Raw genomic sequence first — 22,793 nt, 5'->3', positions numbered from 1 at the left:
CTTGATAAACAAAAATAACGATGCAACAACGCCACGTCTGACAACCTGATGCAAGCCATTACACAAATTTGGAATACCAGCGTGATTGCCACCAATGGAGGAATCAACGTCACTGTCGGCGATATCACACTCGTGCTCATATTACTGCTGGCCGGCTATCTCTTGAGTCGACTGGTTGAGTTTTTACTGGCGCGCAAACTCGCACATACCGAATTACGTGCCGACGCGGTAGACATCATCAAGCGCGTGTCATTCTATGCGATCATGATTCTGGTTGGCATCACGACGCTGAGCCTGTTGGGTATACCGATTACGGCATTTGCTTTCGCCACCGGCGCAATAGCGATTGGGGTTGGGTTCGGGGCGCAGAACATTATCAACAATTTTATCAGCGGCTGGATACTGATCGCCGAGCGCCCAATTCGTTTGGGAGACTTTATCGAGATTGACGGTAACCTCGGGGTTGTTGAGCACGTTGGCACACGCTCCACACGCATCCGCCGAGTTGACGGCGTACACCTTCTGGTACCTAATTCTAAACTACTCGAAAACACCGTCACCAATTGGACACTCGAAGACCAATATACCCGCACATCGGTGCGCGTTGGCGTGGCGTACGGTTCTGAGATTGAACGCGTTCGCGAGCTGTTCCTACAGGCGGTACTTGAACAACCTGAAGTCATTGAAAAACCCAAACCGGAAATCGTGTTTGATGACTTTGGCGACAATGCACTAATATTTGAAGCCCTATTATGGTGCGATGTGCTGGGTGAGAAACCGCTGCGCCAAGTACGCAGCGAGATTCGTTTTCGCTTGCATGCATTGCTGAAAGACGCTGAGATTGTCGTCGCTTTTCCACAACGAGATATTCATCTCTACACCCAGACACCACTCGCAATCAAACTCGATCGCGAAACCGACCGTTAGGCGAATATGTGAGGTAATGAGCTAATGAATAGTCCGTCTGAGCCGTTGTTTTTATTCCAATACCTGCTGTCACCAACGGCCAACATTCAGCTCACTACCGATCATCAGGCCAGTTTGCCCGACGATCCTGAAGCCTGCCTTTGGCAACACCTTGATTTAAGTAAGCCTGAGAGCTACCCATGGCTGAGTGAGGCCGCTGGCGTCGACCCCGTAATTGTTGAAGCACTCGCAGCACAGGAGACTCGGCCACGAGCATTCGCGCACAAGCAAGGCGTTCTGGTGGTGTTGCGCGGTGTCAACACCAACCCTGGACACAATCCGGAGGATATGGTTTCGGTTCGAATCTGGATCGAAAAGAATCGCATTATCTCCAGTCGAAATCGCCGCTTGCTTTCGGTGTGCGATCTCGCCAACAGTTTGGACCAAGAGGATGGCCCGCACACGTCCGGAGAATTCCTAACTGATCTAATTGAACGCGTGGCTGATCGAATTGGAGACTACGTTAATCGACTGGAAGACGAATTGGCGGAGGCAGAGGATTCATTGGAAGATAACGATGCCGATGATTTACGCAGCAGACTTGGTTCGTTACGTCGCCAAATCGCATCGGTGCGCCGCTTCCTGGCGCCTCAACGCGATGCATTAGATAGGATGCACTACGTGGAAAACAATATTTTCACAGATCACGACCGGCAGCGCTTACGCGAAGAGTCGGACCGGATTTCTCGCTATCTTGAGGACCTTGACCTTGCTCGTGAACGCGCGATCGTTTTGCAGGAGGCTTTCTTGAGTCAGCTCGCGCAACAACAAAATACGCGAATGTATGTTCTATCTGTGGTGGCAGCCATATTTTTGCCGTTGGGTTTTTTGACCGGTCTACTTGGCATGAACGTTGGTGGCCTACCTGGTGTAGAAAGCCCGTACGGTTTTGTGTTCGCAAGCCTGCTGATGGTTATTGCCACACTCGGGTTGATTAGCTTTTTCAAGTGGAAAAAATGGATATAGCCAACGTCACACAGCAACGAGATTAAAACGCTACTTCCAACACCAAGGTATCGGTATAGGTACCAACACGCACATTCTGTCGAGGCGCGATCGAGGCGTACCCCCTGAACACCTGCGCTTGTGGCAATAAGATCGCCGCAAAACGCCCGCTAAACACACGGCCGCTGCTCAGTGCCCCCCACTCTGGTCCCGCGCCATAGTTGCGACTGACAGTGTATTGAAGCTGATCGGTACCAGACGATAAGATACGGTACCCTTGCGAGACCTCTGAATTAGCAACTAATCCGAGTGAGAAGACGGTCGTGAGGGCTGGCACTACGCCGTCCGTTACACAGTCGACCGTCACATCAAAGCTCGATTGCAAAGGCGTGTTTTCAAGTGGATTGTAGATACCAAAGATGAGATCGGTGGTGGTTACATCAATCGACAAACAGGCGTTTGCTCTCGCACACACCAACAGCATGCAAATCAGCATTAACCTTTTCATTGGGATGACCTCGCTGGTGTATCAACTGTGTGTCGACAAACTACCGACGCTGCCTGCATGCGCTGGCTACCCGGGTCATCCACCCGATAATCAACGTCGAATTGGCAGATGCGGTCAGCGTACATCGCGGTAAAAGTTCGTTGTTGATCCAATTCACGCAGGTAGACAGCCCCTCCCATTGCGACCCGCGCTTGCTCGCCCGACCCCATTGCGGTCACGAGCGTACCTAAAGGCAATGCTTGCCCAGTTTCGTCGAGTAACGTCACGAGTTTGGCGTATTCACGATGCACGCCGAACCCGACCCGGGTGGCACCTTTAAAATACGGCATCACTCGGGCTTGCTCACTGTTTAACTGAGCATCGATTGGAAACTCATTAGCCTGGATGGAGATCGAATTGATTCGATACGGTGCGAGTTCCGGAAGAATCGCGTACCCGTTGCGATTGGTGCGGGTAACCAAGGTGCCACCACGGTAAATCCCGATATCTGAGTAACCGCCAGCGTCGACCAAAGCAAAGCCCTCACGGAGTGGGCGCTGCAAAAACACATTGTTATGCATCAGGACGATAGAGCCATCGGCACTGGCATTGACCGCATCATTATTGTTGGACTTTGCTGCGCCGAGATTAAAAATTGCATTGCGCGTGCTCCAGTCTAGCCCTGCTTTGGCGCGTGTAGTGTCTTGCCCCTCCATTCTCTCAATCGAGGCCTGGTAACCCACGCCAAGTCCACGCGGAATGGATTTTCGAAACGATAAGGTACTGACTGTATTTTGACGCCTTTGCGGCATGAATTCGCGATCCAGCTTTACTTTGGCGCTGGCCGAACGGCGTTTACCAAAGCTCTTGGCAATGGAAACTTCAATAGACTGATCCTCAAACTCTGCGAGCCCAACATCGGAAAATTCCGAGCCCCGTATCAAACTACCGCTGACACTGAACATAGCGCCCTCTGCGATTCGTTGCGAATAAGTGAGTGACAGCAATTTCAAATCAGTGGCATCGTGAAACTCGCGGTTAGTATAAATTAGTGAAAGCGAGCCATTACGTGTTGGTGACCACCGGAAGTTAGACGATATTTCCTCTCGAACTCGACTCCCAAGGGTGTTTTGCGACAAACTGCGAAAGTCGGCATCAAAACGCTTCCATCGTAGGCCAAGACTGCCTCGATCTGTCTGCCTCTCAAACGACGCAGTAAGCTGACGTCCAGTTCCCACTGAGCTATCGCTGCCTGCCAGTGACATTCCGAGCACCCCAACGGTGGGCACGGCAGCCACACCTGAGACCCCTAACAGTTCCAAACTTTCAGATTTTTCCACCACGACCTGAGCGGTTAAGTATGAAGTGAGTCCACGACGAAAGCGACCGGTAGCGAACGAATCTCCGTAGTCGGCACTGCGAACACCATAGCCGTGGCGCAATTTCCCAACATTTAGTTCGTAGTCATTCAGACCGACATCAAGCAAACGCGAACTCACATAAAACGGCGTGGTGAACACAGTTTCACGGCCAAGCAGATCCGTCACCACCACGCGCACATCACCTGCGCCATTCATGATCGGCGGTTGCTCAATGATAAACGGGCCCGTGTCAGTTTGCGTCCGATAGCGCAGCGACTCACCAACAAATAGATCCACCGAAGATTGACCAAACGCTTCACCATAGAGACTCGGCAAGGGATACCTTACTAGGCCGGGTTCCAGCTCGAAACGGGTGCCCAGCTGAACGCCACCAAAGCGAAAAGTTGAACCCAGTTCGCTACCATCCGCACTTTGCGCAATCGTGTCACCCAGACTGAATCGCGTGCGCGTATCCAAAAAGTCCTTGGTCAACACCGTGTCTAACCGTACCAGCTTCTCCGCTGCACTCCAGTCCGATAATATGAACGATGACGTGAACACCGCTCGCGGCAAAGTCAGACCAAATTCCGTAAATCCACTGGATTGAGTCTGGCCCGCACTGTACGTCGTATTTGTACTGTAGTTTAAAAATAACGACGTCAAACCATCTGGCGGTTGGTTTTCGGCGTTCCGTGACGACTGGATTTCTCGCGCGACAAATGCGCTAGGCATTGCCTTCAATAACAACGCATGCTGAGATGGATTAAACTCGAAGCGGACCGACGGTAGACTGCTGAGAGCGATAAATCGATCGCTTGCCGTATGCGCGCTGTTGCCCGTCGCGTGGTGCGGTATTGACAATCGGTTAGCGAACAATACTGATTCTGGCACCCAGTAATCGCCTTCATGTTGGTACACAAAAGCACCACCGTGAATTAGACGGTCGTTGAGTTCAATGCTTACAAGTAATTCTGTGGCCTGGCTAATGTCGAGGTGAGGATAAAACCGTCGATCAGCATCGCTTGCGGCGACCGCGACCGGCACACTAACCATCAGCGAGGCCACCAACAGCGCTCCAATAGCGGCTGCCATGATCGTACCATTACACAATTGCCCCCAACGCATTCGCATCAACCCCCTACCGAAACCTCCGGCCGCGCTGTGACAGTCTCAGGTTGCCAACATTTATTCTCATCTACATGCAACTCTGCCGAATCTGTTGCGCCGCTCAAGGTTTCGTAATCCAACCACAGTGTCTGAGGCAATTTGGATATGTCGGTTGTTAAGGGCCAGAATGCGCGCGAGTCAGGCAATACATAGCGAGGATGATATATTTGCTCGAGTTGGGTCTCGCCGCGCAAGGTCATTTTCAACATCATGGCATGTTGATCACCCAGATTTTGTACGAGTAGATCCTGCTTAGTCGCGTCATCGCAGCGTCTGGCGAGCCGCCAAGAAAACACCGCCTTACTCTCTTTTGGCGTCACGAAGATTGGCAAGCTCAAGCGCAATGCCACAGTGACGCCCGTTGCGTTCGCGCTTTGTTTTTCAATTGCAGGGACTTCGCTAAGAAAGAGACGAAATGTGCGTTGTTGATTGATGGGCGTATCACCACGCACAGCCACACGCACAACTTGGGACCCGCCTGGGGGCAACTCAAAGATAGCCGGCGACACGATCAGCTCATTGGTTGGCGTCAGTATCTGGCGGTTGTCTTGCTGCGCCCACAATACGGTTTCGGATTGAACCGTGACAGCCGTTTGTTCTTTATTTTCAACTTTGATGCTGGCCACGGGCCGTTCTGCCGGCATATAGATCCGCACGGGCAATACGTTGAATGAGGCTGCATTCACCGTCAACGATGTCGTAACGAGAACAGTGCCCCCAATTATGCGAACCAAATGCATCAATTGACACAGGGTTTTCATCTACCGCTCCATGTTGTTTTTATTGTTAAGCCTGTTAGATGAGCATGGTGATATACCATGCTCATCGAGTAGAGAAAAATGGCAACTGAGGCAGAAGAGGAGAAAATAGGGTTTGAAAAACTACCCCAGCGCCATTAAGAGTCAGTGCACTCAATCAAAGAGGCCGACTCGTACCAAATGGGCTCCACAGCGTGAATCGCATAAGAACTTGGCGTTCATCATTCGCGGAACCCTTCACACATCGCCTAGAATGTGACCGTCGCCGTAACCGGATTATCACGGTAGGTACCGATGGGAACATTCTGCCCAGCCGGTATTGTTCCCGTCATAATGATTGGTATCGGTAAGCCAGTTCCAAGGCCCACAAATGTGTCAGTACCGACGGTATTTCCCCAATTCGTCGCACAGTTGGTCAGCACTGCACCTAGTGGAGGCAGGTTAATTGCACAACCCAAGGTGTAGTCGATTGTATCCGTACCAGCACCGTCGATAATCATTTTTCGGTCAGAGACACCGGTTCCGTTTTGCCCAGCGTCAATCCCCACGTTGTGCGGCGTCAATAAAGCACACGTCACATCGATCGATGCGAGCCCGCTAATCAGGGGCAATGCATCAAGAGGGTCATAGGTACCGAAATCAAGATCGTTGGCGGTGACTTCACACACTTCGGCAACCGTGACACGCACCTCGAAGGTATCGCTGACTGTGGCAGCGCTGACAGAAGATGAGAATGAAAGAAATGCCAGGATTGGCAGTACTGCATTGAAAGCAGGTTTAATATATCGCATGGTTGTCCCCAAAATTGTTGTCAATTAAACAATGTATTTTGAAGCTTGAAAACGCATCTCCAATAGTGCCTCTATTACATGTCGTGGAGGCAAGCAATGGATTTGCTCGTTTACCATACTTACCCCCACGACATCACTCTGTGATAGATGTCACTATCAGAAGTTGGCCCCCAAGCCTCCCCCCTTTTGCAGAAACAATTAACTTGCCAAGACTCCTCACACCACTATTCTTGTCAAGTCAGGCCGCGCAGCCAGTGGATAGGAGTCTACTGATAATTGTTCAAGAAATAATCAGTTGTATTAGTTGACCCTATGCCGAGCTGTTGCGGTACAACTTGCTCCTGCCTAACCAATATGGTCAGAAGACAAAAAAAAGGCAAGAAAAAATAAAATATTCGTCAATTATTAGACTAAAGTCTAATGGCATTTATAATCGTTCCGCCTGCAAAAACACCAATATTAATAACAAATATCAATTATAAATCTTATAATCATAAGTTTTTCAATGCTTTATAAATGTGCATTTATTATACATAACTATGAGATATTTAATTGACAACACCCCATTAGCCAAGGTTGATGCTTCCTACCTTCGGCTAATTTTTTTCATGTAGCATGGCCCATGGTACATTCCTTACGGTCAATACCAACTTACTTAACCACCGACAACAAGGTGTTTATCAAGTTAGAATAGGACATTGCCAATCGGCGCATCCGCGAGTAGAAGCATGTTGCGTTGGTGTCAGTTTTGCACTACTCGCAACCACACCAATTTGCACTCAGCAATTAATTGACAACGTTGTCATTGATGGCTATGATCGGGATATAAATAGTAATGGACTTGAATTCGAACTTAGCAAGACTCACTGAGTCTCGGTTCACACCAAATTTAGTAGATATCATCATGACTCAGGCCAACATACTTGACCCCCTTCCTTCGCTCTATATTGGCATCGATGGCGGCGGCAGCAAATGTAAAGCCAAGCTCGTTTCAGACGATGCCAAGTTTGTCGGCGTCGGTATTTCCGGTCGCGCTAACCCCGTACACGGTATGGAAACCACGCTGGAATCCATCGTTGATTCGGCGCACAAAGCCTTAGCCGACGCCGACCTGCCGCGCAGAGCACTTCGCAACGTGATCGCGGGTATTGGGCTTGCTGGGGTTAATTTACCGTCCCTGTTCGAGCAGGTGAACAACTGGCCTCACCCATTTAAAGAAATGCACCTTACAACCGACCTGCATATTGCTTGCCTAGGTGCACACGCATGGCAAGATGGCTCAGTGATCATCTCCGGCACCGGTTCCTGCGGGATTTCGATGATTGACGGTAAAACTAAGATGTACGGCGCACATGGGTTTCCCTTGGGCGATCAAGGGAGTGGCGCTTGGCTCGGATGGAAAGCAATTGTCGCCGCTCTGCTTGCGTCCGACGACCTCGGCCCTGCAACCGTCCTCACCGATCGAATCTGTGATTACCTAGGTGCCCGCCCTCGCGGGATTGCGGATGCAATGGCGAATCAACCACCCAAAGAGTTTGCGAAGCTAGCATCCATCGTCTTTACGGAAGCAAAAAGTGGGGATGCTGTCGCCGTATCCATTCTCGAAGAAGGCGTATCTTACTTAGACAGCATGGCACGCAAGATTCTGACTGACAATCCTGGTCGCCTGTCTTTACTTGGTGGGCTGCGTTCAGAGATCACGCCCTGGTTGGCAGAGGATGTCAAAAACACCTTATCAGACCCAATACATGCACCGGAAGATGGCGCAATTCATTTTGCCAAAACCGAATCCGCCAACGCGAATAAAAAAGCCGGTTAACACATAACTTTATGGCCTACGCGGTGAACATTCGGCGCTCAATAACCAATCTTCCTCTCGCGCCGTACCCCGCCCATTGCGAGCTGGCGGCGAATGACCACAGATTCAATCTCGAGCTGGCAACGATCTATGCCAACCAATGCCTGAGCGAGTACGCCGAAGTCCTACACGCTGCGCTTGATTTGCCCAAGCATAACGTTCAACTTGACGCTGAACGCTCAGGGAAAAGTCCAGCTATTGCGCTCAACTTGAATGCGGCGCTCGACTCAGATTACGAATTGATAATAGGCGTGGACACGGTCAGCCTAACCGGCCGCGATGAAACACAGATGTTTTATGGCGTACAAACCTTGATTCAATTGGCTCAAAGTTTGGGGCCATACCTACCGACGCTCGAGATTCGCGATACCGCACGCTGCAAGTATCGTGGACTGCACCTCGATGTCAGTCGCCATTTTTATCCGGTTGACAACGTCAAACGTGTGCTGGATTTGATGGCCATGCATAAATTGAATCACTTTCACTGGCACTTAGTGGATGATCAAGGATGGCGACTCGAAATAGACGCGTTCCCAGACCTGGTCAAAACTGGCAGCCATCGACCCGGCACCGTTACCAAACACACACTGGATCGAGACAATGAACTCGATAATACCCCACACCGTGGTTTTTACACAAAGCAGGATATCCGAGACATCGTCGCGTATGCCAAGGCCCGCCACATTACGGTGATTCCTGAAATCGACCTGCCGGGTCACAGCTCAGCATTACTTACCGCATACCCAGTCTTGGCATGCCACAACGCACCGACGCCGCCGCGTGTGCAAACGCATTTTGGTATTTTCACGCAGGTTTTGTGCAACCGTGAATCCACTTTCACGTTCCTAGAAACTTTGTTTACCGAACTCGCCGTATTGTTTCCTGGGCCGTACGTGCATATCGGCGGCGATGAAGTCAAAAAAACGCATTGGGATAGCTGCCCAGACTGCCAGCAGGTGTTACGAGATCGTGCGCTATCGAATAGCGAAGCCTTACACGGGTACTTTATTCAACGTGTCACAAAAATTCTGGCTAACCTCAACAAGCGCGCCATCTGTTGGGACGACGTACTGGATTCTGATAACCTAGATCAGAGCGTAAAAATCATGTCTTGGCTGGGTGAAGAGAAAGCCTGCGACGCGCTCACGCGTGGTCATGATGTAATCATGACTCAGAGCAAGCTCTACTTCGATTTTTACCAGTCCTTGTCGATTGACGAACCCTTCGCGATACACGGGCATGCCCCACTTAAAGAGGTCTACAACTACGACCCCTTAGAACACTCAGACACAATCCAAGGCGTGCAAGCCAATGTCTGGACCGAGTACATCGACACCATGCCCAAACTGGAGTACGCCTTGCTGCCCAGGCTTGCGGCACTCGCTGAGATCGCATGGACACCCAAATCACAACAATCATGGACAGCGTTTAGACAACGCATTCCAGCTCTTCTGGAACGCTATGAGAAACTCGGATATCACGCCGCTGATTCCGTGTTTGTACCGCAGTTCAACGTGCTCGATCGAGGCACAGGCTATTTACGTGTGGCGCTACATTCGGAGTTTCCTCAATTGCCGATCTACTTTACGTCCGACGGCACTCGCCCTACAGAGGGCTCCTCTGCTTATCAACAACCGCTGCTGATTACCGAACCGACCCTCCTGCATGCCGGCTGCTTTTCAACTGACAACAAGCCGGCCAGCGGTGTGGTGCCACTGTTTGTTTTTCCACATCACGCAATGGGCTGTAAGGTGGTAGCCAAGGACAGCGCATTAAACCTGATCGAGATCGATCATCTCAACCAATTGACCAATGGCTTGCCTCAGCAAGGTGTTCGTTTTCAGCATGCGCAATGGGCGCTGTTTGAAGCATTGGACAGTTTTCATATTGATCTCGATTTACGCACTACGCAGACTTTTTCGACTATTTCTGTCGGCTTTGACGGCGCGCTCGGACGGTCCCTCTATTTTCCAGTTAGCGTCACGGTCCACGGTTCACAGAATGAGCAAGACTGGAAAGTACTAGGTCAATTACAACCCAGTCAACCGACCGGGCGCTGGGCACTTTCAAGTGCAGAACACACCTATCGATTTCTTCGTTTCAGTGTCGACAACCGGCAAACCATTTACTCCTTCGAAGACGCCCGCGACATCATCCCGCCGCTTTACGTCGATGAAATAACCGTCACCTGATTGCGACCAACATGACGCACACTACCGTTCTTTCTCATCTCGACTGGCTCATAATCGGCCTGATATTGGGCCTGACGTTAGTCATCAGCCTAGTACTAAAAGACAGCGGCGGGAAAGGCGGCGTTGAAGAATTTTTCACTGCCAATCGCTCGGCTAAATGGTGGTTTCTCGGGACATCAATCGCCGCCACAACCTTTGCCTCCGACACACCGCTGGTGATTACCGGCTGGATTGCCGACTACGGCGTCGCCGGGAACTGGTTCTGGTGGGGCGGCGCCATAGGCATCGTGGCCATTACCGTGTTTTTTGCGCGGGTTTGGCGCTCCACCGGAGTCGTCACTGACGCTGAAATTGCGGAATTGCGCTATGGCGGCAAACCCGCGACTGTATTGCGCACCAGCAAAGCCTTCGTGTTTTCTGTGATCGTTAATTGTGTCGTCCTGGGCTGGGTGTTTGCGGGCATGTCCAAAATTGCGGAACCGTTTATGGACTGGCAATATTTGCTCGGCTCCACGCTCTACACCGTTATCGAGAGCATATATCCAGAGGTGCTGATCTTTAATGACCTGAACACCAGTCTGACAATTTTTACTCTCGTCGTGGTTACACTCACTTATTCCGCCGTTGGCGGACTCAAAGCGATTCTGGTCACTGACATGATCTGGTTCGTACTGGCTATGACTATGGCCATCACTCTCAGCTATTTCGCTGTGTCTCATGTCGGTGGCTTAGATCAATTGTGGGCCAGCCTGGAAACAACCTATCCGGTCGGCGGCAATGCAACAGATCTGGATGGCAAGGCCTTTCTGGACCACCAACAACTCAGCTCGTTTATCCCTTCATTCTCCGACGAGGCTGTTGGTTCCCTCGGCATTCCTTTTTCGGCCTTTATTCTAACGCTGACGTTTATGTGGTGGACTAACGGAAACGTGGATGGTGCTGGCTTTTTTGCACAACGTCTCTACAGTGCAGCGGATAACAGCGAAGCGGAAAAAGGGGCCCTATGGTACGGCCTGGCGCACTTTGTCTTTCGGTCCTGGCCTTGGGTCATCGCTGGCATCGCCGCATTGGTTATTTATCCGCGAGTCGCCGTGAACGACGTCGCCGCACAATTCAACGCCTGTTTGAACGACTCTCAAGTTTGCAGTATCGCACAGCGCACCTGTCTAGACAGTCGATACGCGTGCCAGATTGACGAGTTTGGTCTGTTGTACGAAAAACATATTACCCAGGCTGACGGCACCACTCAGGTCGAATTCCGCGAGGACCGTGAACGCAGTTATCCTGCTATGATCAAAGACGTCTTACCCACCGGCTTACTCGGTTTGGCACTGGTCGCCTTGATGGGTGCGTTCATGTCGACAGTATCGACGCACATTAATTGGGGCGCATCGTACATCGCGAACGATTTCTACCTACGTTTCGTTAACCCGAAAGCCACTAATCAGCGCCTTACGCTGGTGAGTCGTCTTGCCACACTGGGCATCACGGTCGCCGCCGTGACATTTGCATCGTTTATCGAGAATGTTGGCGCTATGTGGCAATTATATCTGGGCATGATGGCCGGCCTTGGCCTGCCGCACTTGTTGCGTTGGTTTTGGTGGCGCGCCAATGCGTGGTCCGAGTTGGCCGGCATGTTGACGGGGCTATTGCTGGCGCTTGGTAATTATGTACTCGAATACAATACTCTGCTGCCTTCCGGTCAGATATCGATCTTTCCTACCGCAATTGCGAGCCATCCGATTCACGTCATCTGCTGGATCTCTGTCTGCGCAGCCCTGGTGTCTCTCGTCACCACATTCATTACGCCAGCGGTACCAGACGCAACGCTGCAGCGCTTTGTTGATAAGGTCAAGCCGATCGGGTTGTGGAAAAATTTGAACCAAGCCCATCAACCTGCACGAAGTTTTGCCGCATCCATGTTGTATTTTGTTTTAGGCTCGATTGGGATCTACGCCGGGATGTTTGGCATTGGCTATGGCCTGCGACTCGACTATGGCGTTGCCAGTATCTTGCTGAGCATATTTACGATCACCATGCTGATCGTGATCCGAGGCATGAATAAAATTAATCGAGAACGATAAACAGAAAGGGATATTGCCGATACGGAATAATCTTATGCCGCAGAGGATTTTGCTGCCAGCTTGATCCGTTGCGTTTCCACAAAACGATAAAATTCTGCATTCCGTAATTTTGCAGCCGCTGCTTCATCCATAACCACGATCGCATCTGCATGCATCTGCAATATCGATGCTGGACAAGCGGCACTGACCGGCCCTTCAATCGCCGCCCGCATCGCATCCGCCTTGGAGTCTCCGGTTGCAATTAACAGCACCCGACGCGCATCCATAATCGTGCCAATACCCATCGTTAGCGACAGGCTCGGTTGGTACTCACCATCAGCAAAGAAGCGAGCGTTGTCCGCGATCGTTCCCTCAGTCAAGGTTTTAACGCGCGTTCGCGACACCAGCGATGACGAAGGCTCGTTAAACCCAATATGGCCATTGCGCCCGACACCAAGCAACTGGAGATCGATACCGCCTGCATTCATGATTTGTGCTTCGTATTCGGCACACGCAAGTTCCGCGTTTTCCGCCATACCGTTTGGAACATGGGTATTTTCGGGCGCAACGTCAATGCAATCAAACAGGTTTCGCTGCATGAAATGGCGATAACTTTGCGAATGATCGCCCGCTAAGCCGACGTATTCATCAAGATTAAACGTGGTCACTTGAGCAAAACTGATACCTTGATTTCGATGTGCGTCGATCAAGGCTTGATACAACGCTAATGGCGTCGATCCGGTGGCTAAACCAAACACCGACGTGGGCTTATCGTGAAGCTGACCTAGAAACAAATCACACCCGTACGCGGCCGCATCGTGTGCAGATCCAACAATCACTACTCTCATGATAAAACACGCTTGTTTGATGGCAGCTTGGCTTGCCCTGCAACCCACGTCTGCTGCACCTGAAACTCTGAGTTAAAGTGCACCAAATCCGCACGATAGCCAGGTTTAACCAAGCCTAACTTCGGTTGGCGTAGAAATTCGGCTGGATACAAGGAGGCCATCCGTAAGACTTCCCCAAGCTCAATTCCCGCCAGTTGATGCGCGATCCGCACTGCATCGATCATCGTAATCGCTGATCCAGCGAGATTCCCTTCGCTGTTCAATAGTCTGCCATCACGCTCAGTAATCGTTTGACCATACAATTCGAAAGATCTATGTACACCGCCTACTGTGGCCATGGCGTCACTTACCAGGCACAGTTTGCCGGTGGGCTTGGCATGCCACGCCAAGCGAATCATATCCGCATGCACATGATGTCCATCGGCAATAATGCCGCACCAAGCTTGTCGATCAACCAGCGCCGCACCGACCACGCCTGGCTCCCGCCCCGTCGCCGGGCGCATCGCATTGTAAAGATGCGTGAAGCCACGTAAGCCAGCCCGTAAGGCCTTATTCACGGTCGCAGCATCTGCGTTAGTATGCCCAGCACAAACTATAACGCCGGCATCGCTAAGACGCTGAATCTGCTGGCAGCCAACTACTTCCGGCGCCAAGGTTACGAGTAGAGGTAAATCCGCATTGTCGATCAGCCAAGCAATCTCTGCATCGCTGGGCGACGCCATGAACGCCTCATGGTGTGTGCCACGCTTCGCCGCAGCGAAGTATGGGCCTTCTAGATGCAATCCCAAAACGCTTTGTTCACCTTCGGCAATCGCTGCACGGGTCGCCATAACAGCAAGGCCACGGGCTGATTGCGTATCACTGATCAAGGTGGGCAACAACCCCGTGGTGCCACCCTGATAATGGCCACGCAGTATGCGCCGAATACCATTGACCGTCGTGTCATTATTGAATAACACGCCGCCACCACCATTGACCTGCCAGTCGATAAATCCGGGGGCCAAAACACCCGAACCCAAGTTTTCAACCACCATATCTGAGGGAAGTTCACTGCGTGCTGTCACCGCGGATATGCGGTTCTGTTCCACAACCACAGCATGGTTCTCAAGAAATTGATCGCCGTTGAATATCCGATCGGCTTGAAGGGCGAACTCGGTCATGACGGTGTATAAGGGTCAAAAAGCATAGGTTCAGGAATTATCTGACAACGTTGTCAATTATGCAATCATATGATTCTAAAGTAAAGCACATAACGCGCGCCCAGCCTAGCTAAGCGAATCCCGTGTCTGCGAATACCGCATCTAGCAGCATGCTGAATTGGTGTACTCTCATTGCAGAACTGAGGGTTGCTAGATCTAGGTTAAAGGCTTATTTTTAATCTGCGTTGAAGATTCTCGTACAATGATCTCCGGCAAATAGGCATGATCACGGTAACCCGCATCATCATGAGCTTCTCCGCTGACCAGGCGAATGAGTATCTCTGTCGCATGCTGTGCGATCTCGTCCATGGGCTGTTTAGCCGTGGTCAACGAAGGCCATGTCTGCCTTGAGAAAGGGCTATCCTCAAAACCGGCAATCGCCAGCTGCTCAGGGACTCGGACGCCCCGCATTCGTGCCGCAAACAGTGCACCTGCGGCAATTTCGTCATTACAGGCGAAGATGGCTGTCGGCGCCGACGGCTGACTTAACACTTGCTGGGCGCGCTCCATGCCGGACTCAAACGTATAATGCCCCTCGAGCACCAGCGTGTCATCGACAGGCAGTCCGTGTTCACGAAGTGCCTGCTTATAACCTTCCAGTCGTTCGCCACTGGACATGTGTTCTGGGTCGCCATTCAAAAAACAAATCCGCGTGTGTTTTTGCGTCAGCAAATGTTGGGTAATCTGATATGCCGCCTGGCGGTCGTCGATATAAATTGTCCGCTCGGCATCTGACGGTGGACTGGAGCTAGATACAATTCGAGAATACGGAATCTCGGCCGCATCTAGTTTAGACAAAATGTCGGGGTTCTCTGAAATTGGTGGCGTAAGCACCAACCCTGCGACCATGCTCCGCCTGGTTAGGGCGATAATTTCTTCCACAATAGCAACTGGATCTGACTCAGTCTCACAAGGATGTACTACCAACTCGTACGAATTCGCTCTCGCTGCTGCGAGAATGCCGTGCAACATCGTAATCACATAATTACTGTTGGGGTTGTTATAAATGAAGCCAATGGTGGCAGACTTTCCGCGCAGACGCCTTGCAGACAAGTTTGGCTGATAATTTAGCTTCTCGATCGCGGCCTGCACTTTTTCGCGCATCTCGGCTTTAACACCGCCTTCCTGATTTACGACGCGCGAAACGGTTTTGAAGGACACACCGGCCAGTTCGGCAACATCTTTTATGGTGACTTTCATGGTTAATCCTAACTTATTGACTGCGCCTTGGTCACAGGCCCTAGACGGCTGAGCTGAGTAAGCTCAGCAAATCTCGACAGCCCATAGGGGACTGCTTGGTTAAATCTTAGCAAATCCAAACTTGTGCACTTGCTCCAACAGTTGACGATGCGTTGGTAATTGGGTTTCGAGCGTCGATACCGAACGACGAACCTCATCAAACCGTTGTCGAGCCGAGCGCTTCTGAGCAAACTGATGTTCGCTGTCACGCAAATCAACCTCGTATTGCATGCCGTACAACACAAATAAATAGCTGTCCAACACGAATGGCTCAAACGCGTAATCGAAATCGTACTTACTGGGAACGTGTGTCTTCCAGTATGCTAAGCGTTGCTGCAGCGATTCTGGAATGGATTTTGGGTCGCAATTGTCGATCCAGTATTGGCTGTCACGCCGTTTACTCACGCAATAATGAAGCTTAACGAAGTCGACGGTTTTATCCCAGCGCAAATTTAAAATACTGTTGTACTGATCCGCCGCGTACTGCATTTCCTTCCGTGTGTTGGGAAATTGTTCGGCCAACATGTTGGCGGCGGCCTCCACCAGAAAAATTGCGGAAGCCTCTAACGGCTCGATAAACGCGGCCGACATACCAATCGCGACACAGTTTTTGTGCCAAAATTCACGACGGTAACCGCTCTGAAACCGGATTTTGCGTGCCTCGAACTGGTTCCCTGCCTCACCAAGGTAGGCGCGTAAATATTCCTCAGCCTGTGCATCATCCGTATACATTGAACTGTAAACAAAGCCAACACCACGGCGCTCGGTCAGGCCGATATCCCAAGTCCAACCATCTGCAAATGCAGTAGCAATGGTGTGCGTGGCTATCGGCTCTTGATCATCTTCATAGGGCACGCGTATCGCCAGCGCCGTATCGTTAAAAATGATGTCCGAAATATCTTGGTACGGTACACCCAGCGCTTCGCCTAACAGAATTGCTTTAGCGCCGGAACAGTCCACAAATAGATCGGCTTCCAAACGTCCAACTTGGTCAGTTTCAACGGCCATGATATCGCCCTGCTCATCCAGACAGACCTCATTCACATCTGCTGAGTGAAACTGTACCCCCAAATGGGCGACACAGTGCTCATGCAAAAAGTCCGCAAACTTATTGGCATCGAGATGATATGAGTAATTTTGGATTGCTGCATAGGCTGGCGTTGTAATCTTTTTAGGCGCCAAATTACGCGCACACATCTGAGCCTGCGTGGCGGTTGCCATGTCATACGGCAAATCTCCGCCGTCACCGAGTATCCAGTACGGCGCGAGATTGAAGTCATAGGCTGCATGAAACACCGCGTTCAATGGGTGATAATAGCTGTGACGTTCACCCGGCTCGGGTGTGTGCACCCAGTTGACAAACTCAGACCCTTGTTTGAACGTGGCGTCGCAGCATCGAATAAACTCGGATTCATCAATACCGAGCACTTGCAGTGTGGTTCGAATAGTCGGCCAAGTGCCTTCACCAACACCCATAATTGGTACATTCGGTGATTCCACCAACGACACCGTGATAGTCGGGTCATCTGCGCAATTAAACCGTTTGGCCAGCAAGCCTGCGGTAATCCAGCCGGCTGTGCCACCGCCAACAATTAAGACACGCGTTACCCTGCTCATATCGACGTTACGTGCTGATCTGCCAATTACTTGGCTTCCTGAGCGCTCCGTTTAGCACGTCGTTGCATCAGATCGTCCAGTCGATGTAAAGACACCAAGCTCGCGTAGATAGCACGCAGATACCCTTTGTCTCGCAACTCGGCCAGCTTCTCCGCCGGTAATTCGCCCAGGGCAACTTCATCAACAAAGTACAGCCCCGTGACATTGAATGGCTGACCACTCGGCGGTGTAATGGAGATCGGGTTGCTCTTCAACAGTGACAGCTCGGTTAAGGTGTCAATAAAGTCCAGCATTTGCATGCCATGCGCGCGCACTTCCGCAGCTAATTTTGACTGATGCTGAAGGAATTCAGTTTGATTTCCTTCGTCATCAAAAAGCCGCTCGCCCAGATCGGTATTCACCAGCTTCGAGTCCTCATCAACACAGATAACCAGTTTCTCGCTATTGTTCTTATCAGGCATAGCAACCAGCGCTGACGGTCTCAAACTACCCGGCAGATAGCGGCCCAGCCATTTGCCGTTCTCACACAGCAAATTCTCATCGGGTGTAAAGCCGGTCATGATAACGGGGCGGATCTGACCTGTTTCGTTATTTTTTGCAAATACAACCGGGCATTCAGAGGAACAAGGTCCAAATTCAGCCATAAAAATCGGCAACAGGTTGTGCCCTTCGGCCAGTGCCACTTGGTCTTTAACTTCCACCTTTAGGTTACGGTGGGCATCGGAATTTAGTGCTACGAGTGATGTCATAATTATTTTTAAATCTTTGGAAAGCCATATTGGCATACTTTGTCAATCAACGATCGATGCGACGGCAAGTCTCGACACACATGCTCAGTGGCTTTGGCCACGTTGGCAAAAGACATCTTGGCCTGTTCCACCTGGGCAAATGTCGATGCGCTCGACTGCAACGATTGCTCGAACCCCATACCGTGCAAGATGTATTGATAACTCTCGTGCGGAAAGGGTTCATTCGTGTCCGAGAAGTCGTATTTGCTGACTGGATGCCGAGACCAGGCATCCAGCTTATCCAACAAACTGTTGGGGACCGTTTCGGACTGCTTATTGTCTCGCCAGAATGGTTCCTGACGAGAAGACAGATAATAATGCAGTTTTATAAAGTCGATAGTCTTATCCCACCGAAAACGGAACGATTTATTAAATTTTTTCTCTGTGTGTGCCATTGCACCCCGTGATCGAGGGAATAAATCAGACAACATGTTCCCTGCTGCCTCTACCAAAAAGATCGCTGATGCTTCGAGCGGTTCCACAAACGCGGCTGACAAGCCAATCGCAACACAATTTTTGTGCCAAAATTTTTCCCGATAGCCTACCCGCATTTTAATCTTGCGTACACTCAGCTCACCGCTTAGGTCACCACAGTATGCTCGCAGCTGCTGCTCAGCTTGATCGTCGCTGATGTGCGCGGAAGAAAACACGTGACCAACTCCGCGCCGGTTTTGCAGCCCGATATCCCAAATCCAACCAGCTGCCTGCGCCGTTGCTTTGGTCACACACGCGATATCTGCATCTTTCGAAAGGTACGGAATCTGAGCAGCCATTGCGGTATCGGTCAGCAATACGTCGTTTACGTCGTTAAACGGTATTCGCATGGTGTCGCCGAGTAATAAGCTCCGAAAACCAGTGCAGTCCACAAACAACTGACCGCTGACTTTGCCTTGCTCTTCGGTGTCGACGTCGGTGATGAACCCATCGTGGTCACAATTTACCTGCGTGACGTTGGCGGGCACAAAATGGACGCCCAGCTTATCGACCGCATGCCGCTTAAGTAGTGCGGCGAACTTGCCCGCATCCAAATGATACGCGTAACTTTGAACCGCATCGTAACCGCGCGTGGTGATTTTCTTGGGCGCCAGACCGCGATCACAGGCCACACCCTGAGCACTCACCGCATTTGCGTAACTGACATCACGCCCAGCATGCCCAAGCACCCAATACGGCGCGAGATTAAAGTCGGCAGGATTGTAGATCGAGCTAAAAAGGTTGTAATACGTATGCGGCTGAGCGTCGTCTGCATTTTGTTTCCAATCAATAAACTGGCTGCCTTGCTTAAAGGTTGCGTTACATTCTCGAATGAACTCGGTTTCATCCAAACCAATATTTTCCAGCGTTCGACGCATGGTTGGCCAAGTACCTTCGCCCACACCGATAGTCGGGATATCCGGCGATTCAATCACGCAAACTCGGATCGCACCGGGTCGCGTTGACACAAGGTTTTTAGCTAATGTGCAGGCTGTTAGCCAACCCGCGGTGCCACCACCAACGATGACCACCTGCTCAACTCGAAGCTCACCCAATTTCATGCAGACTAGTATACTCCATTGCACGCTCTATCCATGCTTAGTGAACCTGAAACAAACTCAGCATGAAGACTGCTTCAGGCCACACTTTACAAAAAAAGGGAGGGACACTGCCCTCCCCTCTAATCGCCGATCGCCGCCTAGTAACGATACGCCAGCTTGACGAAGTAGCGCGCGCCATTCACTGATGCAACACGCAGACTATTCAGGCCTGAACCAAAGTTCTGGATGGTGACCTCTTCCGTTAGGTTCACGCCTTCAAAAGAGATATCCAGGTTATTGGTGATGTGGTAAGTCGCAGACAAGTCAACGAACGACTGATCTTCAAACGAATCAAGCGCTGTCCCCAGTGCCGTACCTTCCGCCAGGAAGGCGTCGCGATAGGTGTACGCCAAACGCACTGAGACTTTTTCGTTCTCGTAGTAACCGCTCAGGTTGTACGCGCTCTCAGAGGTACCCGGCAAATCGACCTTAGTGCCATCATCCAACTCACCTTCCGCGTCGACGTAGGTGTAGTTCGCAATCAAGCCAAAGCCGTTCTCGAACTCTTTTTGGAACTGAACTTCGAAGCCAGTCAAGTCACCGCCTTTACCTTGGACAGGGATCGTTGTGCGGTATGGCAGAGGTGGCTCACCAGGCAGTGTCAACGTGCGCACTTCTGACGTCGTCGTGATAAAGGATTTGATGTCTTTGTGGAAGATCGATCCAGACAACAACGAACCTTCACCGAAATACCATTCCAAACCGATATCTGCTTGGTCAGCAATGAATGGTTCAATCGCGGAGTTACCTTGCGTTGCAGTTTGTTGAATGTTGGCGATAGCTCCAAATGCCGGATTCAGGCTGCTGTACCCTGCACGCGACATCACGCGCGCCATCGAACCACGTAACAACAGGTCGTCCGACAAATCAAACGCGATATTGAAGCTTGGCAACAATTCTGAGTAATCCGACTCAACCACGTTGAACGCCGACGTACCAGTCACATCCGTCTGCACATAACGTGCACCAACATTACCGCGATAGCTGTCACCGGCAAAGTTTGCTTGTGCGTAAAATGCCGTGATGTCCTCTTCAATGCGACCAAACGCGTTATCTACACGCTGCGGGGCACCGGCAAGGCTAGTCGCTGCACCGTGCAGCGCGCCGCTATCAATACGGACATAATTACACGCGTTCCCACCGCACACATCGCCATCGACGTTCAGCGCACCATCGCCTATTCCCAGACTGGCGACTGTTGCACCTTCTGGCAATGACACAGTGGAATTGAATTGGTTCTGCTCTTGCGCATGATCACGCAATTTGACACCAACGTCGACGGAGTTGAACACACCCCAATCGACATCAAAATTCAAGTCCGCCTGGTAGTAGGTTTCCTCGTCTTCCAACACCGTTTCTGCCAGCGCCATGCTCAGCACGGTACTGCCCGACGCGTTGGCAACCGACGTCCCATTAATGTTAGCAATAATCCGTTGCGGCAGATCGGCATCGAAATCCACGGTGACACCCGATGTGGCATCAAACGCGCCTAATCCAATCAACGCGTTCGCATTGCCACCGTTACCGCCTTCGGCCGTGGTTTTGCCCAGCTCATAGCTCAAAGTCCAGCCCTCACCGTCATACTCACCGGTAAAGTGCAATACATCGCTTTCCATCACGGGCATCCGTGCGTTCGCGTCCTGAGCCAGATTCGCTGCTGCATTGACTGTGCCCGCCAGCGGCAATACTTCTGCGCGACCACAACAGGCTGCTGATGGGGCAACGCGCGACGTAGATGGGGTAATATCGCTGGCATTAATTACCAGGAAGTTCTGATTAATGTTTTGCGCGTCGATTTCGGTCTTCAAGTACTCAAGCGTGTAAGACTGCTCGTCCGTTGGCGCGTACTCCAAGGTTAGATCAACCGTTTGGCGCTCACGATTTTGCCGAAATTCTGCCAAACCGATTGCTGACCAGGATTCTTCCCAATAGTTTTCTGCTTTGTCCGCACGACCAACAATTTCATTGCTGTGCACCATGCCGGATACACCAAAAGTACTGTCATCATTTTTCCAACTGACATAACCAGTCGCACCAATGCCGGTGTCATCGCTATCTGCCAAGCTGTTGCTATTCGTTTCGATTGATGCGAAAACTGTTAACGCATCCGTCGCTTCCAGTGGACGCCGGGTATTGACGATAACAGTACCACCCACTCCGCCTTCATCCAGCGATGCGGTTGGCGACTTATGTACTTCAATGCTCGAAACCAGCTCAGATGGCAACAAGTCCATGTTAAAGCTGCGGTTGTTCGCACCCAATGAGAACCATTCCGTAGATGCTACAAACTGACCGTTCATCATGGTGTGTGTCAATTCTGGGTTTACACCACGAATCGACACTTCGTTACCTTCGCCAACGAAACCGCGGTTAATCGTCACGCCAGGTACACGCTGTAACGCTTCGGCCAGGTTTTTGTCTGGGAATTTACCAATGTCTTCCGCGGAGATTGCATCCACTACCGAGTTTGCTGCACGCTTTACTTCCAGTGCTTTGCGTAATGCGCCACGTGTGCCGTAGACAACGACTTCTTCGATCTCTGCATTCACTTGCGCATCCTGCGCATAGCCACTGTTTACAGGCGCAAGCATTGCCGCTGCAAGGGTACCAACCGCACCATACAAAGCCGGGTCGCTAATTCGCTTTAGCTTGGCCTTGAGTGGCATTTTATTGAACTTTTTGGACATTCTCATCTCCTACCGAAACGGTAACTTGTCACAAACTCGTATCTGAATTTTTTACATTATTATTCGCCAAATGAGCACTGGGTTCTCACCTAGTGGGAACAAAGTACAAACATAAGACAACGTTGTCAATCTTGCGATGTGAAAAATACGATTTTTTTGGCAACGTTGTCATTGATATGTAACAGAATGTTGTTTTCGCGTACTAAGTGCGATTTAGTTCTACATCGACCGAACACGCCCGCGGCAACCTGAA

General features: G+C 51.0%; 16 protein-coding genes. 5 read left to right on the top strand and 11 right to left on the bottom strand.

Annotated features, from left to right (window positions below; all coding sequences use genetic code 11):
* Positions 1-48: 48 nt before the first annotated feature.
* Positions 49-927 carry a mechanosensitive ion channel family protein gene (locus tag IE055_RS01555; protein WP_189398247.1) on the top strand — a complete coding sequence of 293 codons (879 nt, stop codon included), beginning with the start codon at positions 49-51 and terminating at the stop codon, positions 925-927.
* Between the two features lie 24 nt (positions 928-951).
* Positions 952-1,932, top strand: coding sequence for a zinc transporter ZntB (locus tag IE055_RS01550; RefSeq protein ID WP_189398246.1), 981 nt, complete (start codon positions 952-954; stop codon positions 1,930-1,932).
* 22 nt (positions 1,933-1,954) lie between these two features.
* Here the strand turns inward: IE055_RS01550 and IE055_RS01545 are convergent, their stop codons facing one another.
* The 4 genes from IE055_RS01545 to IE055_RS01530 all read right to left on the bottom strand — a co-directional run bounded on the left by IE055_RS01545 (position 1,955) and on the right by IE055_RS01530 (position 6,475).
* Positions 1,955-2,419: a spore coat protein U domain-containing protein gene (locus tag IE055_RS01545; RefSeq protein ID WP_189398245.1), complete on the bottom strand. Its 465-nt coding sequence runs from the start codon at positions 2,417-2,419 to the stop codon at positions 1,955-1,957.
* Positions 2,416-4,851 carry a fimbria/pilus outer membrane usher protein gene (locus IE055_RS01540; protein ID WP_189398244.1) on the bottom strand — a complete coding sequence of 812 codons (2,436 nt, stop codon included), beginning with the start codon at positions 4,849-4,851 and terminating at the stop codon, positions 2,416-2,418. The genes IE055_RS01545 and IE055_RS01540 overlap by 4 nt, the downstream gene beginning before the upstream one ends.
* A gap of 38 nt (positions 4,852-4,889) precedes the next feature.
* Positions 4,890-5,687, bottom strand: a complete 798-nt coding sequence (locus IE055_RS01535; RefSeq protein WP_189398243.1) for a fimbrial biogenesis chaperone — start codon at positions 5,685-5,687, stop codon at positions 4,890-4,892.
* A gap of 245 nt (positions 5,688-5,932) precedes the next feature.
* Positions 5,933-6,475, bottom strand: a complete 543-nt coding sequence (locus IE055_RS01530; RefSeq protein ID WP_189398242.1) for a Csu type fimbrial protein — start codon at positions 6,473-6,475, stop codon at positions 5,933-5,935.
* Positions 6,476-7,310: 835 nt separating this feature from the next.
* On the opposite strand from IE055_RS01530, the gene nagK reads away from it, so the two are divergent.
* The 3 genes from nagK to IE055_RS01515 are packed head-to-tail and all read left to right on the top strand — an operon-like array spanning position 7,311 to position 12,609.
* On the top strand, positions 7,311-8,294 hold the full coding sequence (nagK, locus tag IE055_RS01525) for an N-acetylglucosamine kinase (RefSeq protein ID WP_229794069.1): 984 nt from the start codon (positions 7,311-7,313) through the stop codon (positions 8,292-8,294).
* A 23-nt stretch (positions 8,295-8,317) separates the two neighbouring features.
* Positions 8,318-10,525, top strand: coding sequence for a beta-N-acetylhexosaminidase (locus IE055_RS01520; protein ID WP_189398241.1), 2,208 nt, complete (start codon positions 8,318-8,320; stop codon positions 10,523-10,525).
* Positions 10,526-10,536: 11 nt separating this feature from the next.
* Positions 10,537-12,609: a sodium:solute symporter family protein gene (locus tag IE055_RS01515; protein WP_189398240.1), complete on the top strand. Its 2,073-nt coding sequence runs from the start codon at positions 10,537-10,539 to the stop codon at positions 12,607-12,609.
* A 32-nt stretch (positions 12,610-12,641) separates the two neighbouring features.
* Here IE055_RS01515 and nagB read toward each other — a convergent pair whose 3' ends face one another.
* From nagB to IE055_RS01480, 7 genes are all read right to left on the bottom strand, one after another.
* Positions 12,642-13,436 (bottom strand): glucosamine-6-phosphate deaminase, encoded by a 795-nt coding sequence (gene nagB / locus IE055_RS01510; RefSeq protein WP_189398239.1) that lies wholly within the window; start codon positions 13,434-13,436, stop codon positions 12,642-12,644.
* Positions 13,433-14,596: an N-acetylglucosamine-6-phosphate deacetylase gene (nagA, locus tag IE055_RS01505; protein ID WP_189398238.1), complete on the bottom strand. Its 1,164-nt coding sequence runs from the start codon at positions 14,594-14,596 to the stop codon at positions 13,433-13,435. The genes nagB and nagA overlap by 4 nt, the downstream gene beginning before the upstream one ends.
* 195 nt (positions 14,597-14,791) lie before the next feature.
* A complete protein-coding gene (locus tag IE055_RS01500) occupies positions 14,792-15,835 on the bottom strand; it encodes a LacI family DNA-binding transcriptional regulator (protein ID WP_189398237.1) in 1,044 nt (347 codons plus the stop codon).
* 99 nt (positions 15,836-15,934) lie between these two features.
* Entirely contained in the window at positions 15,935-17,491 is a 1,557-nt protein-coding gene (locus tag IE055_RS01495) for a tryptophan halogenase family protein (protein WP_189398236.1), read from the bottom strand.
* Between the two features lie 26 nt (positions 17,492-17,517).
* Positions 17,518-18,240 carry a SapC family protein gene (locus tag IE055_RS01490; protein WP_189398235.1) on the bottom strand — a complete coding sequence of 241 codons (723 nt, stop codon included), beginning with the start codon at positions 18,238-18,240 and terminating at the stop codon, positions 17,518-17,520.
* Between the two features lie 8 nt (positions 18,241-18,248).
* Positions 18,249-19,814 (bottom strand): tryptophan halogenase family protein, encoded by a 1,566-nt coding sequence (locus tag IE055_RS01485; protein ID WP_189398904.1) that lies wholly within the window; start codon positions 19,812-19,814, stop codon positions 18,249-18,251.
* Positions 19,815-19,951: 137 nt separating this feature from the next.
* Positions 19,952-22,540 carry a TonB-dependent receptor gene (locus tag IE055_RS01480; protein WP_189398234.1) on the bottom strand — a complete coding sequence of 863 codons (2,589 nt, stop codon included), beginning with the start codon at positions 22,538-22,540 and terminating at the stop codon, positions 19,952-19,954.
* Between the last annotated feature and the right edge of the window lie 253 nt (positions 22,541-22,793).

Source organism: Arenicella chitinivorans, assembly GCF_014651515.1.
Lineage (GTDB): Bacteria > Pseudomonadota > Gammaproteobacteria > Arenicellales > Arenicellaceae > Arenicella > Arenicella chitinivorans.
This window is presented reverse-complemented; position numbering and strand designations above follow the sequence as displayed.

Bases quoted from the DNA above. Each gene is read 5' to 3' on its own strand.
- IE055_RS01555 (WP_189398247.1), top strand. From the start codon at position 49: ATGCAAGCCATTACACAAATTTGGAATACCAGCGTGATTGCCACCAAT.
- IE055_RS01540 (WP_189398244.1), bottom strand. From the start codon at position 4,851: ATGGCAGCCGCTATTGGAGCGCTGTTGGTGGCCTCGCTGATGGTTAGT.
- nagB (WP_189398239.1), bottom strand. From the start codon at position 13,436: ATGAGAGTAGTGATTGTTGGATCTGCACACGATGCGGCCGCGTACGGG.
- IE055_RS01515 (WP_189398240.1), top strand. From the start codon at position 10,537: ATGACGCACACTACCGTTCTTTCTCATCTCGACTGGCTCATAATCGGC.
- IE055_RS01490 (WP_189398235.1), bottom strand. From the start codon at position 18,240: ATGACATCACTCGTAGCACTAAATTCCGATGCCCACCGTAACCTAAAG.
- IE055_RS01530 (WP_189398242.1), bottom strand. From the start codon at position 6,475: ATGCGATATATTAAACCTGCTTTCAATGCAGTACTGCCAATCCTGGCA.
- nagA (WP_189398238.1), bottom strand. From the start codon at position 14,596: ATGACCGAGTTCGCCCTTCAAGCCGATCGGATATTCAACGGCGATCAA.
- nagK (WP_229794069.1), top strand. From the start codon at position 7,311: ATGGACTTGAATTCGAACTTAGCAAGACTCACTGAGTCTCGGTTCACA.
- IE055_RS01480 (WP_189398234.1), bottom strand. From the start codon at position 22,540: ATGTCCAAAAAGTTCAATAAAATGCCACTCAAGGCCAAGCTAAAGCGA.
- IE055_RS01535 (WP_189398243.1), bottom strand. From the start codon at position 5,687: ATGAAAACCCTGTGTCAATTGATGCATTTGGTTCGCATAATTGGGGGC.
- IE055_RS01500 (WP_189398237.1), bottom strand. From the start codon at position 15,835: ATGAAAGTCACCATAAAAGATGTTGCCGAACTGGCCGGTGTGTCCTTC.
- IE055_RS01495 (WP_189398236.1), bottom strand. From the start codon at position 17,491: ATGAGCAGGGTAACGCGTGTCTTAATTGTTGGCGGTGGCACAGCCGGC.
- IE055_RS01550 (WP_189398246.1), top strand. From the start codon at position 952: ATGAATAGTCCGTCTGAGCCGTTGTTTTTATTCCAATACCTGCTGTCA.
- IE055_RS01545 (WP_189398245.1), bottom strand. From the start codon at position 2,419: ATGAAAAGGTTAATGCTGATTTGCATGCTGTTGGTGTGTGCGAGAGCA.
- IE055_RS01485 (WP_189398904.1), bottom strand. From the start codon at position 19,814: ATGAAATTGGGTGAGCTTCGAGTTGAGCAGGTGGTCATCGTTGGTGGT.